The organism is Fructilactobacillus sp. YLN 2507 (assembly GCF_059614085.1).
This window is the reverse complement of sequence record NZ_CM184303.1, coordinates 1,362,569-1,377,031: the sequence shown is the minus strand read 5'-3', so window position 1 is coordinate 1,377,031 and position 14,463 is coordinate 1,362,569. Positions and strand designations below refer to the sequence as shown.

Here is a 14,463-nt window from a genome sequence, read left to right as displayed (position 1 = left end):
TCTTTTTTTGTTGCAATTTATCACACATTTCTTTAGCATAAATGGCATTGGGAAAAATAAACAGATTAGTAAAAAGAGGTGTAAATTGTGGATCAGATTTCGTTAGTAATTATTTTATTAGCAGCATTAGTAACCCCTTTAGTTTTAGCTAGATTTAATATTTCAGTTTTGCCTACAGCAGTAGTTGAGATTTTAGTGGGGATTTTGTTAGGACCTAGTTTGTTGAATTTAGTTCATCCGGATGCGGTTTTAACTGGTTTATCAAATACAGGTGTGATTGTACTTTTATTTTTGAGTGGATTAGAAATTGATTTTGATCTATTTAAACCTAAAAATAAAGCTCCCAGTGCTTTGGAAGCAAAGAATAATGCAAAGGCGCCAAAATATTCATCGGTACGGTTAGCTTTATATGGATATGGAACCATTGTAGGACTCTCTCTAATTCTCGGATTTGTATGTAAATTTTTAGGATTATTTAAGGATCCTTGGCTTGCATCAATCCTATTTATGACTGTTTCTTTAGGAATTGTGATTGCTACATTAAAAGAAAAAGAGATTCTTAGTACTTCACTAGGACAAACGATTTTGTTAATTTCTGCTCTCGGTGAAGTAATGCCTATTTTGGGATTAACGGTTTACGTTTCAATTTTTGGAACTGATTCTAAATCACTTTTGCTAACGTTAATTTTATTTGCCGTCGCAGCCTTAGTATTTTTCCGATTTCGTAAGTTTTTTGTTTACTTGGATAAATTTAATAAGTCTACTACGCAAGTGGATGTACGGTTAGCTTTCTTTATCATTGCGTTACTCGCTACTATTGCGGTTGGAGTTGGATCTGAAGCTGTATTGGGTGCATTTGTCGGAGGAATGGTATACAAATTATTACAGCCATCTCCTAATACAAAAGAAAAACTTGATTCAATTGGTTATGGATTCTTTATTCCAATTTTCTTTATGATGAGTGGAGTTGGTTTAAACATAAAGCAATTACTAGCTGATCCAAAAACATTATTGCTGATTCCAATCTTTTTAGTGAGTTACTGGTTGGCAAAAGCTTTAGTGTATCCAGTTTTACGTTTACGTTTTGATAATAAAAATGCTTTAGCTGGAACAGCCTTAGTTTCAACAACCATTACGATGGTTTTAGCAATTTTAAAAGTTGCTAGTGACATGAAAGTAATTACACCACAACAATCCGGAGCGTTTCTATTAGCCGCAATTATTACTTGTGTGGTTGGTCCCTTGGTGTTCAATAAAATGTTTACACCGAGTCCAGAAGTTTATCATGAAGTTAAATTAAATATGTTTGGAGCTAACTTAGTTACGATTCCGGTAGCGCAACAGTTAGCAAACAGTTGGTACGATGTGACTTTATTTACCGATAATGAAAAAAATTATAAGACCCTAGATAATAAAGCCCACGTTCATTTGCTAAAATCATTAGATGCTGATTATTTAAAACAAAATGGATATTTTGATGCTGACATTGCCGTTTTTGCTTACTTAGATCCAGATGTTAATTATACATTGGCGAAAGTTGCTAAAGAATACGGAGTTAAGCGGGTAATTGCTCGGTTTGAAGAGCGAGATATTTTAAATGCTCGGGAAAAAGAATTAACCGATCTAGGCGTGGAAGTTTATAATACCTTCGCAGTTAATGTTGCAATGTTACGTGAAATGATTGAAGTTCCATCAACCTTTAATATGATTAAATCCAATAGTTCTGAGCTACACGAGGTTACGTTACGTAATAGTAAATATGCAGGGATGCCAATTAAAGATTTACCATTTAGTGATGACATTACGATTGCCCGAATTTTCCGAAACCGTCAGATGATTCATCCAGTTGGCACGACTGTTTTAGAATTAAATGATCGGATTATTTTTGCGGCTGATAAAAATATTAGTAATAAGGTGCGTCAAGAAATTAGTACTCTAAATTAAACTAAACAAAAAACCAATCACATTCGTTGTGATTGGTTTTTTAGTGCTGTTAGAAATGATTAACACATATCCATTCCCATTTTTTTATATGATTCTAAACTTTTAATTTTAAGTTGATCTGGCTTACAATGACGTTCTTTAGCTAATGCGTTCATCAAAGTATCCATACTCATTAATTCATATTTCTTATGTGGGTCATCCTTGGTCCAAACTTGCATTTGGGCCATCATCCCCCCATCTTCGTGTTCAATGATATGACAATGATACATGAAGACTCCCGGGTAATTGAACCGCATCTTAACTCGAACGGTTTCGCCAGGGTTAACGCCAATGGTATCTTTGTACCCCGTTTCGTTAGGGTAAGGAGCTTCACCATTTCTAGAAATAACTTTAAATGAACCACCATGAGTATGGTATGGATGAATCATGCCACCACAACAATCGTTGGTGTTAGTGATATCCCAGTATTCAGCAACCCCTAATTCTTGTCGGTCGTCAATTCGCATCATCCCGAATTTTTTACCGTTAATCATCACTTCTTCATCAGTTCCAGACATAACCACTTGATGAACAAGAGCATTCTCGTCAACTTCAGGATAAGGGACATCAGCTAAATGTTGTGGAATTTCAGTATTGTCAGGCTCAAATTCTTTAATGTTGAATTTTAAAATTGGCGTATCATCAGAATATAAGGTAACTTGGTCGCCAGGTTTGTAGTCTTTGAAATCAAGGACAACTTCAGCACGTTCAGCACAAGTTAGCATTAATTTTTTAAATAAAACTGGTTCTGGTAATAAACCACCGTCTGAAGCAATTTGTGTCATGACTAAGTCATCACTAAGATGTAAACGCCATTCCCGACGATTAGATCCATCCAATAAACGAAGTCTTAGTTTTTGGGTGGTAACATCAAAAGTAGGGTTAACCGTTCCATTAATTAGTGCTGTTTTCCCTTCAGTACCATCTGGATCGTAATTTTTGTCATAGTTCCATTGATTATGTTCGTCAAAGGTTCGATCTTGTAAAATGACGGGAATGTCATCCACTCCGTAATTGCGTGGCAAGGGAAGACTAGCTTCGTGTTCGTCTTTTACGACGACAGCGGCAGCTAAACCATGCCAAACGTCCCAACCAGTTAAAGGACATGGATGAGCATGGAGCCAGAGCGTGGCAGCCGGTTGATCAACTTTGAAAGTAATTTCTTTAGGTTCTCCAGGAAAAACAGGGGCATGACAGCCACCATCGATATATGGGCCTGGAACATCAAGACCATGCCAGTGGAAGGTCGTTAATTCGGGCAAGCTATTCTTTAGCGTAACGTGATAAGTCTTTCCGCTTTGATAAACAATCGTTTGACCTAATAAACTTTGGTTGTATCCCCAAGTTTTCGTTTTTTCGCCAGGTAAAATTTGCGTTTCACCCGGTTGAGCTTCAACGGTGTACCAAACATCTGTATCCGTTTCTTTATCAGGCTTTAAAATGGATGGAATTACTAATTTACTCTCTGGGGCATCTGATACCTCAAGAGGGATATAGCCACCGTCATGGTAGTCATATGCTGATTCATTAAAAAAATAGTGATCGATTGGTTGTTTTGATTCAGTCATAAGTTCTCCTCCTCTGTTTACACTAATAGTGTACTACAATTCTATTAGGGTATGTTAATATTAATTGTAATGTTTCTAATAATAGGAATATTAAATTTAGTCACGGAGGATTCCTATGATGAACAAAAAACTTAGTTGGATTTTAGTCATATTTTGGTTAGTAACTTTAGCCATGTTAGTAATGGATAAAGGAATGATGGCCATGTATATGATGGTAATTGGAATGCTAATTGATTCCTTATATAGTGCTCTTCATAAGTAATGAGGAATTTAAAAAAGTTCAATTTATTATTTTTTGATAATAAACTGAACTTTTTTTATTTTAAATTTTAATGTCTATCCGAACTAGGTTTTTTCATAAATTTCCAGACAACTGTAATAACTACTAAGATGGCTAAAATCACGCCACCAATAGTCCAAGCTAAATGATGATTATTTTTTGCTTTTTTATTATTGTTTTTCTTAGCATTGGTAGTTTTAGATGGTTTTCCATTATTATCTGAATGATCAACTTTATTATCGTTAGAGTTTGAAGCGGTTTGCTTGTTTGACTTTAGTTTTGAATTAGAATTGTTTTTATTAGAGCTACTTTTGGAAGATTGTTTGTTACTAGGTGAACTTTTACCATTATTTGCAGGAGCAGTAGTTGAACTATTACTACCAGAATGGTCTGTATTTGATGAATTGTTATCAGAATTTTTGTTAGAATCAGATGTCTTACTGCTAGTGGCATTGTAAACAATAGTCATTGACATGACACTAGTTACAGGATCTCCTCCTCCAAAAGTCATTTGTGGTCCATTGGCATTATTTTGACCATTTTCAATACTTGAGTAAGTGTATCCTTTGATTTGCGGAACGGATGCTACATAGGTTGTTCCAGTCGTTCCAGTAGCAACAGTTTCTGGACGAATTTGTTTACCACTTTGATCAACGTAATGAACAATGATTTTCCCTTGTTCATTACGTTGGGTAGTAGCATCTGCTTTAGCTGTTACTTCTGAAAAATCATGAAAATAGAAACCTGTACCTAATAGTAATCCTGTTAGAGTAATAATTACTAAACTTTTTTTGATATTCATTTTAAAAACTCCAGTCATAATTAATTTTCATTACTATATTACCACTTTGTTAAAGTTAAAGTTTTGTTATAATTAGGATTATATTAAACTATAAAACAACGGAGTTCGTTTATGAAATTATTTAAAAACTCCCAGGCACTCCAGCTTGGTAAAATTATTAGCTTTGTAATTATCTTTATGGTGGTTGATACTGCCACCGCCTTTTTCGGAGTCGGCATTGTTTTATTATTAAAACATTTTAACTTGATTTCATTGTTTAGTATGCCGACGCTCATCCTGTTTGAATTAACCATTAGATATGGATTAGCCTTTATAATCATTGTTTGGGTAAATCGTCGGTACTTTAAACAAATGGTACGATTTAAATCAATTATTCCTTTTAAGAACCAAGCTTGTCCATTATCATTAGCAGTTATCATGATTTTAATTTATGTTTTTACGGTTAATCTGGGAATCTTAAAATATGATGCTAATAACGTTAGTTTCTTTATGTTTTCTCTTGGTTCAGCACTTGTAGAAGAATATGGATTTCGGGGTGTGGTTTTTCCAAAAGTTATGCAAGTTGTAAAGGGGAGCACATATCGCAAACTAATGTTTGGAGTGACAATTAGTGGAATTTTGTTTGGCTTAATTCATTTTCAAAACATTTTTTATCAGCCATTTCCAGATACGTTACAGCAGGTATCAGGGGCAATTCCATTTGGAATTTTAATGGCTATCTTGTATGTAAGAACCTCAACTATTTTGGTTCCCATGGCATTTCATTTTGCTAGCGATTTTAATTCATATTTCACAACCAATTCATTCTTTGCTGGTTCATTTTATAATGGCTGGTGGCAAGTTTTGCTTGATTATTTCATTGTGTTCATAATGGCAGTTGTTTTTTTAAGACCGGCGATTGCTGATAAAATTAAAATATTTGACAAATAACAAAAAACTTACGAATTTTAAATTCGTAAGTTTTTTGTTATTTATTTAAATTGTTTAACTTCTCTTTGATTTCATCAATTGATAGGTCACCATTAAGATATTTTTCATATTCTTCATGGTTAGATGAATCTTGAACATCATCGCGAAAATCATATGCTTTAATTAAACTAGCAGTAGCCTTTTCGTTTAGATTTTCTAAACCTGGGGTATTAATGTAGGTCATTAACCAAATTGAATAAATATTACCTAAACTACTTTTTGATAATGTTTTGGGATCCAAGTATTCCGCATTAGCGTTCCCAAGGGCAACAGCCACTCTAAAGTCAGTTACATCCTTATTTTCTTCTGGGTTGGTTCCAAAAACTGCGATTTCTTTTTCTAAAATTTTTTGACTAATAAATTTGCGATCTGCCATGTTATTACCTCACTTATTTTATATTATATTAACATTTTAGTTATTAAACCTTAAACGAGATGCCTTGAAATGGGACACTAAAGAAAGTTTTAATGATTAGCTAAATGGGTGTTCTTTTAATAAAGTACTATAAAACGCAATTTCACTAATTGTTTTAGTTAGTCTCATGGTGTAATGATTTTTGGAAGGAGCGTCAGGTTGATAATTACCATCTGGTTTGAAATTTTTATCAACTTTTCCGATAATCGTTGGTTTAGGTAAGATGATTAGCCCAAGTTGATTTAAGATTGGAAGTAATGATAAAAATGAAAATTGACCACCACGACCGTTATTCGAATACGTAATTATCTTAGCAGGCTTACCCTTAGCCTCAAACGCTAAAAAGTCTAAGGCATTTTTTAAAACTGCAGGAGCAGCATGATTATATTCTGGGACTATGAATAAATAACCGTCGGCGACCTTCATATCATTAATCCACTTTTGTTCGTTGTTAGGTAATACTCGATTTTTATTATCCATTGGAGCAACATCTTCATAGAAAAAAGGTAAATTATAATTAACTAGGTCCATAAAATGCAGCTTGATTTGATGATTTGTTTCCAATTGATCTTTTTGGTTTTCTAAGTTTTTAAATAAACCACGACCTAATGAAGCAGGTCGTGAGCTACCTAAAATTACGTTAACGGTTGTCATAATTGTTTGTGTTTCCCTTCAAAATGATTAATTTCATTACATCTATATCATAGTACAAATTGGGTTACAGAGAAATTTAATTTAGTTATAATTATGCTTAACTAGTCTAGTATAGGAGAGAAAATTTATGATAGAAAAAATGTTAGTTACCACGACTGAAGTACCAACTGGATATGAAGTTGACCACGTAATTGGAGAAGTTTTTGGAATGACAGTTCAATCAAAAAATGTAATTAGTAACCTTGGTGCCAGTATCAAAAATGTTTTTGGGGGCTAAATTAAGTCATATACCAATATGTTAGAAACGGCTCGGCAAGAAGCGATTTATCGAATGTGTGAAAATGCTACTAAACTGGGTGGCAATGCCGTAATTATGATGCGTTTTGATTCAGGCTCAATTGGAACTGATCGGATGTCAATTACAGCTTATGGGACGGCGGTTGTGTTGAAAAAATAGTTGAATTTTATCTTTAACAGAAGCATTCAAAATTTTTATGAAACAAACGATTACGCATGGTGGATTACCTTTTGAAGTTGAACAACTTAATTATGATAAAAAACAATTTACTGGAATTCATCATATATTAATTACAGACCAGTTAATACCTAGCAAATTTAGTGATTATTCATTGATTAATAGAAAGCTAGAATGTGAGTTTCATATGAAACCAGATTGGTTATTAATCTATCGGGATCATGGAAAATACTTAAGTTTTATAGATACAGGTAGTCATTCGGATTTGTTTAATTATAAAAGCATCAAAAAAAGGCAGCTTATCACCGATATACTATCAATGATAAGTTGCCTATTTGTGACTTGAATTTATTTTTCTAAATCTTTCATTTTTAAACGGTTAAAAATTAAGACAAATACGATTCCAACTACGAGTCCTTTAATTAAGTTGAAGGGAGCAATTCCGGTGATAACCATTTTTGAAATTGGTTGACCTAAATTAAACCCTAACATCTTAATGTAAAGGGGTAGGAAAACAAAGTAGTTCAAAATACTCATTACAATCATTAAAACAATTGCTGAAACAATTACAGGAATGTATTGTTTAAAGGTCTTGCTTTGGACGTCTCTTCTAAAGAAATAGAAAACGCCGATGAAGATTAAAGAAACTACTAAAGAACTGGAAAGTCCGATTAACTGAATCATAGAAAAACCATTGGTTAACCAGTATAAGAAAAGTTTTAAAATGGTAATTTCAACAGCTGCCACTGGTCCTAAAGTAAAGAGACCCAATAGAATTGGCAAATCAGAGAAATCTAATTTTAAAAATGAGACAAATGGGAGAATGGGGAAAGCGATAAACATTAAAACATATGCGATTGCAGCTAAAATTGAAATTAAAACAAGTCGTTTGATACCTTGGTTATTAACTGACATACTATCACTCCTAATTAATTTATTTTGTAATAATTAAAAAATACCAATAAAAAACGCCCTGCAAAAATGCGGGGCGTTTAGTTTATTTTCAAACTGAATAAAACCTTAAAATGGCATAAAATACCACTAAAGTAATGTGCTTCAATAAGAACTTCTTCTCCCATCCAGACTATACTGTCGGTGCTAGATTTCCACTAGCTCAACCGCTTAACGCGGGTCACGGACTTCAAATTTAATTTGTTACCGTCGGTTGGGAATTTCACCCGGCCCCGAAGAAGTATTATTTAATTATTAATTATAAATATATTATAGAATGGAATAATAAGCAACCCTAACTTATAGTAAAATCTATTGTAATGAGTTGAAATCTAAATAAATTAAATGGGTAATATTAAAATGAAAAAGAAAGATACTAAAAATCATAAAGTTATCACGCTGCTGATAATTATGGTAATTGGAAGCGGATTATATTTGGTGATTCAAAACGGTTTTGACGAAAAAGTTGGCGAAAGTCAAACGCAATCGACTGCTAGTGATACGTTAAATGATTCTAATGGACATCATTTAAAAACAATTAAGCAACATAATGAAGAATTTTCGGTAAAGTCAATTGAAAAACAAGACCGGATTTTATATCAAACCAAAAAAATTTCAGTTAGCAAAAATGAAAAAGCTAAGAAGCAAAAGGTTACGGATGCCATGGAAAACACATTAGATAAAAAAATTATTGGTGAGGTCAGTAATTTACAAAATGATGCTCAACCTTTGAAACAAGCCAATGAATTAAATCAAAAAATTCAACACTTGAAATCTTTATCAAAACAGTCAAAAGCCCAATTTGGGCAGGAAATTGAAGTTATTAAGCAAAATGTTCAAATGACAAATTAAGGAGTGTGAATGATGGCAAATTATATTAAAGAATTACGGGCATTAGTAGGGCATCGTCCATTGATTTTAAATACATCTGCGGGGGCACTTTTAAATGATAAACAGGAATTATTATTACAAGAAAGAACGGGAAATAATGACTGGTGTTTTCCTGGCGGATTTATGGAATTTGGAGAAACCTTATTTGAAACTTGTAAACGTGAATTTAAAGAAGATTCAGGAGTTGAAATAGAGCCAATTACTTTATTGAAAACTTTTGACACCGATATCTATACTTATCCGAACGGTGATCAAACCCAACTAATTACGAATTTGTTTTTGGTGAAAAAGGTCGGTGGACATTTGTTAAGTTATCAAACTGAAGAAACTATTGATTTAAAGTATTTTGCTTTGAATAATTTGCCGCACTTTTTTAATGAACAATCTGAAAAAATGGGACAAGCAGTGATTGATTATGTAAAAAACGTTAAATAAAAATACTGAGAATTATCTCAGTATTTTTATTATTCGCGATTTTCTACTTCAGTTGGTTTGCCATTCGGATTGCCAAAGGCTTGCCAATCACCATACCAGCCAGTACGTTTGTCTAAGTCAAGATCGTTAATTGCTTTAATATCATCATCAGCTAATTCAAAGTCAAAAACTTTTGTATTTGATTCGATGAAATCTTCGTGAGTAGACTTGGGAATCGTGATAATCCCACGTTGTAATTCCCAACGAATAATTACTTGTGCAGGTGTTTTGTGATATTTTTCAGCAATTACTTTAATGACTGGATTAGTTAAGGCGTCACCATGACCAAGAGGCCCCCAAGCTTCGAGCTGAATGTTATGGTCGTCGCAAAAAGCTTTGATATCAGCTTCTTGTTCAAGCGGATTGAATTCCATTTGGTTAATGACAGGCTTAATGGAAGCATATTTTAACAATTTTTTGAGGCGTATAATGTTAAAGTTAGAAACTCCAATGGCTCGAATTTTGCCTTCAAGATAAAGTTTTTCAAGAGCTTTCCAAGTATCAAGATATTTACCAGGAACAGGCCAGTGAATTAAGACTAAGTCAACATAATCGGTTTGTAAATTCTTTAATTGGCCTGCAAAAGCATCTAGGGTTGATTGATAACCTTCATCACCAATGAAAATTTTTGTAGTTAAAAAAATGTCGCTTCTGGTTAAGCCATTCTCGGCTAAACCACGAGTTAATCCTTCACCAACTCCAGGTTCATTTCCGTATTTTTTGGCAGTATCAATTAATCGATAGCCATGTTTAATTGCCCAACGAACTGATTGAGTAGCGACTGCATTACTAGTTTGCCATACTCCAAATCCAAGTCGAGGCATTTCTATACCATTGTTTAAAGTGATAGTCGAATTAATGTTCATTTTAACTTCTTCCTCCCTTTATTTTGACTCATAATTTCTGAGTTTTCTAAGTATGTGGTTCCCCAATTTGCCATTGCTTCTATGACAGGATTCATACTTTTTCCTAAATTAGTTAAACTATACTCTACTTTAGGGGGGACGATAGGAAATACGTTTCTTAAAACTAATCCATCATTTTCCATTTCCCTAAGACTTTGAGTCAACATTTTTTGACTGATTCCGGCTACGCTATTTTTTAAGTCGGTATATCGCTTTGTACCGCTAAGAAGGTCACGCATAATAAGGACTTTCCATTTACTACTTAATAAATCAATAGTGGTTGCTACAGGGCAAATTCCATTTTGTTCCAATAATTTTCTTGACATGAATAGCTCCTTTTTAATTTAACTCTCTATTAGTTCGTTAATTACCACAAAGTGCCTACTTTTTAAAATCATCTAGATATATTATATTTATTAAAGAAAATTATGACAAATTTAAAAGATCACGAGGAAACTACAGATGATTAGTTTAATGAATGTTAGTAAAAAATATGGAAACGATACAGCGCTAGATAAGATTAATTTGCAAATTAATAGTCATGAATTTTTTGTATTGGTTGGACCTTCCGGAAGTGGGAAAACGACGTTACTTAAAATGATTAATCGCTTGAATACTCCAACTAGTGGAAAGATAAAAATTGATAATCAAGATATTAGTGAAATAAAAGATATTAGAGAATTCCGGCAAAAAATTGGTTATGTACTCCAATCTAGCGCATTATTTCCCAATTTAACAGTTGCACAAAATATTTCTGTAACTTTAAATAAAGATATAAATAAGCAGGTTAAAAAAGAAAAAATTGAAAGAATGCTGAAACGAGTCGATTTAAATCCAGCAATTTTTATGAATCGGTTTCCAAATGAATTGTCAGGTGGGGAAGCACAACGGGTTGGAATTGTCCGTGCACTTATTTTTGATCCAAATATTATTTTGATGGATGAACCATTTAGTGCTTTAGACCCAATTTCAAGGCAGCAATTACAAGATTTGCTAATAGATTTACACCGCGAATTTAAAACAACAATTGTTTTTGTTACTCATGATATGCAGGAAGCACTCAAAATGGCTTCTCGACTAGCAGTTCTTAATCATGGGAAACTCCAACAATTGGGAACCCCTTCTGAGATAACCTTTAATCCACAAAATCAATTTGTTAAATCCTTTTTTTCTAGTGCAACACAGATACCAAGCATCCAAGACCTATTAGAAATGGGGATTGGAGAACACGTTTTAACTGAAAAACAAAATTTGCCACAATTATCGGACCAAGATAATATTTATCAATTAGCAAAAGAAATTGAAGAGTCAAAAAATTATGCTGTATTAGTGAATGATAAAAAAATAAATGCAACCGACCTGATTAAATATCTTTCAATGAAAGCTGGGAAATAAAATGTCAGGATTAGAAAATTATATTAGTCAAAATTATACTGATATTATTAAAGCCTTGTGGCAGCATATTGCAATTTCGCTTATTGCATTAGTTATCACAATTGTAATCGCTGTACCATTAGCTATCGTTCTACTTAACTATCCTAAAATAGGTGGTTTTGTTTTACAGCTTTCGAGTATGATTCAAACGATTCCTAGTTTGGCAATCCTGGGGTTATTGATACCCTTCGTTGGAATTGGGAGTGTCCCTGCTGTTATTGCTTTAGTTTTATATGCAATTATGCCCATTTTCTCTAATACTTATCTCGGTCTAAAGTCGACTGATCCTAATTTAGAGGAGGCAATTGAGGCATTTGGTCTATCCTGGTACTTTAAAATATTTAGAATAAAATTACCCCTTGCAATGCCAATGATTTTAAATGGAATTAGAATTGCAATGGTCATGATTATTGGAACTGCAACACTTGCTTCTTTAATCGGGGGAGGAGGTTTAGGAACTTATATATTGTTAGGTATTCAAACGAATAACAATAATGCACTTCTAGTTGGTGCAATTTTATCTGCACTTTTAGCATTAATATTTAGTTATGGACTTAAATTTCTTTCTAAGATTCCTTTGAAATCTTTGGCATTGTTTTTTTTGGCGATTACTTTATTGATTGTTTGTAGCTTCGGTTATCAAATGATTAATCAAAAAAAACAGCAGACAGTCATTATTGCTGGAAAAATGGGAAGTGAACCGGAAATTTTAATCAATATGTATAAAGATTTGATTGAACAAGATAATGAGAATGTTTCTGTTGAACTTAAACCTAATTTTGGGGGAACAACTTTTTTATTTAATGGACTAAAAAACGGTAAAATCGATATTTATCCAGAATTTACGGGAACCGTATTACAATCATTGGTTAAAAATGATACTTCGGTCCCTAAAAATCCTGCTGTAGCATATCACGACTCTTCACAAAAGTTGAAAAGTCAATTTGAAATGGACTACTTAAAGCCAATGAAATACCAAAATGATTACGCAATGGTAGTCAGAGCAAGTGATGCACAAAAATATCATTTGAAGGATATTTCTGATTTAACGAAAGTACCTCAATTTAGAGCGGTTTTCGATCCAGATTTTTATCAACAATCGGATGGATATCCTGGATTGAGGAAAGTCTACCAACTTGATTTTAAATATGTAAAAACAATGGAACCATCTTTGAGGTATGAGGCTTTGAGTAATGGACAAGCAGATGTAACTGACGCCTATACGACAGATCCACAAATTAGAAAAGATCATCTGGTAATTTTAAAGGATAATAAAAAATTCTTTCCACCATACCAAGCAGCGCCTCTAATGAAAAGTAATTTTGCTAAACAAAATCCTAAAGTTGTAACTAGTTTGGAAAAGATTTCAGGAAAAGTAACTACCAAACAAATGCAGGAAATGAATTATGAAGTAAGCGTTAAGCACAAAAAAGCATCCGTCGTTGCTAAACAATTTTTGGAGCAACATCATTTAAATTAGAAAGGAATAATGATGAAAGCAATTGTAATTAATGAGCCTGGTGGGCCAGAAGTCTTGAAAACAACTGAATTACCAAAGCCTAAATTAAAAGACGGTTGGTCGTTAGTTAAGAATAAAGGATTTGGAATAAATCATTCTGAAATTTTTACTCGGGAAGGATTATCTCCAAGTGTTACTTTTCCTCGAGTCCCGGGAATTGAATTGGTTGGAATAATTGATGAAACCACTGATACCAAAAATTTGCCAATTGGTACAAAAGTAGTTAGTTTAATGGGGGAAATGGGACGTGATTTTAATGGGAGCTATGCAGAATATACTTTAGTACCCAATCATCAACTATTTGCGATTAAGAGTAATTTGAGCTGGACAAAATTAGCGGCAGTACCTGAAACTTTTTATACAGCATTTGGAATTTTTAAAAGTTTGCAAATCAAACCTAATGATAAAATATTGATTAGGGCATCTTCAAGTAGTGTTGGAATTGCAATTTTTAAATTAATAAAAGCACTTCCTTTTCAAGTTACAATCTTTGGAACAACAAGAAGTTCATCCAAAATAAAAGAGTTAACTAAAATCGGTTTTGATCAGATATTAGTTACTGATAAGAAAAATAGTTTAAGTGATAAAGAATTGATGTTTGATAAGATTGTTGATTTGATTGGTCCAACGACTGTACCAGATTCTTTGGAACATTTAAATGAATTTGGAATAGTTAGTTCAACGGGCCAATTAGGTGGAGAATGGACTTTAAATAATTTTGATCCGATTATGGATATTCCCAATAATCGTTATTTAACTGGTTTTTATTCTGGCGAAATTAAACAAGATGAGATACAGGTTTTATTAAATTATATCGAAAAATATCATGTGGATGTTACACCTAATAAAGTTTTTTCATTTGATCAAGTTAAAGAAGCACATAAGTATATAGATGAATCCAAAGTAATTGGTAAAGTAGTAGTTTTGCTTTGAAACCATGGGAAAATGAACATTTCTATTTTATGGAATTAGGATATCATAAACCTAGACTTCTAATTTTATGTTATTACGTTGTGCTTATAATTAAGAAAATAGTCGAAGTTTTCTAAATGTTTCACTTTTATTAAAATTGAGTAATTATTTAATAGTTTATTAGACTATTTATTAAGAAATAGACGATTTATTAATAAATGAAATCTTAAT

General features: G+C 32.9%; 16 protein-coding genes, 1 pseudogene and 1 riboswitch. Of the genes and pseudogenes, 10 read left to right on the top strand and 7 right to left on the bottom strand.

From position 1 onward, the window contains the following. The first annotated feature begins 87 nt into the window (after nt 1–87). The gene (locus AC0GLY_RS07015; RefSeq protein WP_496611453.1) at nt 88–1,944 is read left to right on the top strand and encodes a monovalent cation:proton antiporter family protein; all 1,857 of its coding nucleotides are present in this window, start codon (nt 88–90) and stop codon (nt 1,942–1,944) included. A 59-nt stretch (nt 1,945–2,003) separates the two neighbouring features. Here the strand turns inward: AC0GLY_RS07015 and AC0GLY_RS07010 are convergent, their stop codons facing one another. After that, nucleotides 2,004–3,551: a multicopper oxidase family protein gene (locus AC0GLY_RS07010; protein WP_496611452.1), complete on the bottom strand. Its 1,548-nt coding sequence runs from the start codon at nt 3,549–3,551 to the stop codon at nt 2,004–2,006. Between the two features lie 115 nt (nt 3,552–3,666). Here AC0GLY_RS07010 and AC0GLY_RS07005 point away from each other — a divergent pair, with 115 nt between their 5' ends. Next, complete coding sequence (locus AC0GLY_RS07005) at nt 3,667–3,813, top strand: hypothetical protein (protein WP_496611451.1); 147 nt, start codon at nt 3,667–3,669, stop codon at nt 3,811–3,813. Between the two features lie 67 nt (nt 3,814–3,880). Here the strand turns inward: AC0GLY_RS07005 and AC0GLY_RS07000 are convergent, their stop codons facing one another. Continuing rightward, nucleotides 3,881–4,633: a MucBP domain-containing protein gene (locus AC0GLY_RS07000; protein ID WP_496611450.1), complete on the bottom strand. Its 753-nt coding sequence runs from the start codon at nt 4,631–4,633 to the stop codon at nt 3,881–3,883. Between the two features lie 111 nt (nt 4,634–4,744). On the opposite strand from AC0GLY_RS07000, the gene AC0GLY_RS06995 reads away from it, so the two are divergent. Beyond that, nucleotides 4,745–5,563, top strand: coding sequence for a CPBP family intramembrane glutamic endopeptidase (locus AC0GLY_RS06995; RefSeq protein WP_496611449.1), 819 nt, complete (start codon nt 4,745–4,747; stop codon nt 5,561–5,563). A 37-nt stretch (nt 5,564–5,600) separates the two neighbouring features. Here the strand turns inward: AC0GLY_RS06995 and AC0GLY_RS06990 are convergent, their stop codons facing one another. Next, a complete protein-coding gene (locus AC0GLY_RS06990; RefSeq protein WP_496611448.1) occupies nt 5,601–5,978 on the bottom strand; it encodes a hypothetical protein in 378 nt (125 codons plus the stop codon). Nucleotides 5,979–6,074: 96 nt separating this feature from the next. Next, nucleotides 6,075–6,671, bottom strand: a complete 597-nt coding sequence (locus AC0GLY_RS06985) for an NADPH-dependent FMN reductase (protein ID WP_496611447.1) — start codon at nt 6,669–6,671, stop codon at nt 6,075–6,077. A 127-nt stretch (nt 6,672–6,798) separates the two neighbouring features. On the opposite strand from AC0GLY_RS06985, the pseudogene AC0GLY_RS06980 reads away from it, so the two are divergent. Together AC0GLY_RS06980 and AC0GLY_RS06975 are read left to right on the top strand one after the other, a co-directional pair. Continuing rightward, a pseudogene (locus AC0GLY_RS06980) lies at nt 6,799–7,128 on the top strand (heavy metal-binding domain-containing protein). Between the two features lie 37 nt (nt 7,129–7,165). Beyond that, nucleotides 7,166–7,492: a type II toxin-antitoxin system YafQ family toxin gene (locus tag AC0GLY_RS06975; RefSeq protein WP_496611446.1), complete on the top strand. Its 327-nt coding sequence runs from the start codon at nt 7,166–7,168 to the stop codon at nt 7,490–7,492. Between the two features lie 2 nt (nt 7,493–7,494). On the opposite strand, the gene AC0GLY_RS06970 is transcribed toward AC0GLY_RS06975, so the two are convergent. Beyond that, nucleotides 7,495–8,061 carry an ECF transporter S component gene (locus AC0GLY_RS06970; RefSeq protein WP_496611445.1) on the bottom strand — a complete coding sequence of 189 codons (567 nt, stop codon included), beginning with the start codon at nt 8,059–8,061 and terminating at the stop codon, nt 7,495–7,497. 148 nt (nt 8,062–8,209) lie between these two features. Beyond that, nucleotides 8,210–8,342, bottom strand: a riboswitch (FMN riboswitch). Nucleotides 8,343–8,457: 115 nt separating this feature from the next. On the opposite strand from AC0GLY_RS06970, the gene AC0GLY_RS06965 reads away from it, so the two are divergent. Next, nucleotides 8,458–8,949 carry a hypothetical protein gene (locus tag AC0GLY_RS06965; protein ID WP_496611444.1) on the top strand — a complete coding sequence of 164 codons (492 nt, stop codon included), beginning with the start codon at nt 8,458–8,460 and terminating at the stop codon, nt 8,947–8,949. A gap of 12 nt (nt 8,950–8,961) precedes the next feature. Beyond that, complete coding sequence (locus AC0GLY_RS06960) at nt 8,962–9,423, top strand: NUDIX hydrolase (protein WP_496612273.1); 462 nt, start codon at nt 8,962–8,964, stop codon at nt 9,421–9,423. A gap of 29 nt (nt 9,424–9,452) precedes the next feature. On the opposite strand, the gene AC0GLY_RS06955 is transcribed toward AC0GLY_RS06960, so the two are convergent. Together AC0GLY_RS06955 and AC0GLY_RS06950 are read right to left on the bottom strand one after the other, a co-directional pair. Then, a complete protein-coding gene (locus tag AC0GLY_RS06955; RefSeq protein WP_496611443.1) occupies nt 9,453–10,328 on the bottom strand; it encodes an aldo/keto reductase in 876 nt (291 codons plus the stop codon). After that, on the bottom strand, nt 10,325–10,693 hold the full coding sequence (locus tag AC0GLY_RS06950; protein ID WP_496611442.1) for a winged helix-turn-helix transcriptional regulator: 369 nt from the start codon (nt 10,691–10,693) through the stop codon (nt 10,325–10,327). Before AC0GLY_RS06950 ends, AC0GLY_RS06955 begins: the two co-directional genes overlap by 4 nt. Before the next feature lie 136 nt (nt 10,694–10,829). On the opposite strand from AC0GLY_RS06950, the gene AC0GLY_RS06945 reads away from it, so the two are divergent. From AC0GLY_RS06945 to AC0GLY_RS06935, 3 genes are read left to right on the top strand one after another with little or no spacing between them, the layout of a single operon-like run. Beyond that, nucleotides 10,830–11,762 (top strand): ATP-binding cassette domain-containing protein, encoded by a 933-nt coding sequence (locus tag AC0GLY_RS06945; RefSeq protein ID WP_496611441.1) that lies wholly within the window; start codon nt 10,830–10,832, stop codon nt 11,760–11,762. Nucleotide 11,763: 1 nt separating this feature from the next. Then, on the top strand, nt 11,764–13,281 hold the full coding sequence (locus AC0GLY_RS06940) for an ABC transporter permease/substrate-binding protein (RefSeq protein WP_496611440.1): 1,518 nt from the start codon (nt 11,764–11,766) through the stop codon (nt 13,279–13,281). A gap of 12 nt (nt 13,282–13,293) precedes the next feature. Beyond that, nucleotides 13,294–14,253, top strand: coding sequence for a zinc-binding alcohol dehydrogenase family protein (locus AC0GLY_RS06935; protein WP_496612272.1), 960 nt, complete (start codon nt 13,294–13,296; stop codon nt 14,251–14,253). Nucleotides 14,254–14,463 lie beyond the last annotated feature (210 nt).